Below are 530 nucleotides of genomic sequence, written 5' to 3' on the forward strand. Positions count from 1 at the left end.
TCATCCATCAGCGTGACAGCCTTGTTGACCTGTTCGATGCCCGAGCTTTGCTCGTTCGAGGCGGCGGCAATTTCGCCCATGATGTCGGTTACGCGGCGGATGGACGACACGATGTCTTCCATCGTGCTGCCCGCGCGCTCGGCCAGCGCGCTGCCGGTCTCGACCTTGGACAGCGACGCCTCGATCATTTCCTTGATTTCCTTCGCGGCCGCGGCGCTGCGCTGCGCGAGGTTGCGCACCTCACCGGCCACCACGGCAAAGCCACGGCCTTGCTCGCCGGCACGGGCGGCTTCCACGGCGGCGTTGAGCGCAAGGATGTTGGTCTGGAATGCGATGCCATCGATCACACCGATGATTTCCGACACCGTGCGCGACGACGCACTGATCTCGCGCATGGTCGCCACCACATCGGACACCACGGCGCCGCCCTGGCTCGCGACTTCCGATGCGCTGTCCGCCAGTTGGCTGGCCTGGCGCGCGTTGTCGGCGTTCTGGCGCACGATGGAAGTCATCTCTTCCATGCTGGAAGC

General features: G+C 65.1%; 1 protein-coding gene. It reads right to left on the reverse strand.

Annotated elements, in window-relative coordinates; genetic code table 11:
- Positions 1–530 (reverse strand): methyl-accepting chemotaxis protein (locus R2N16_RS25465; protein ID WP_316669834.1); only part of this gene is annotated, 530 nt, incomplete at both ends.

This window comes from Ralstonia psammae (assembly GCF_958405935.1).
GTDB classification, from domain to species: domain Bacteria; phylum Pseudomonadota; class Gammaproteobacteria; order Burkholderiales; family Burkholderiaceae; genus Ralstonia; species Ralstonia psammae.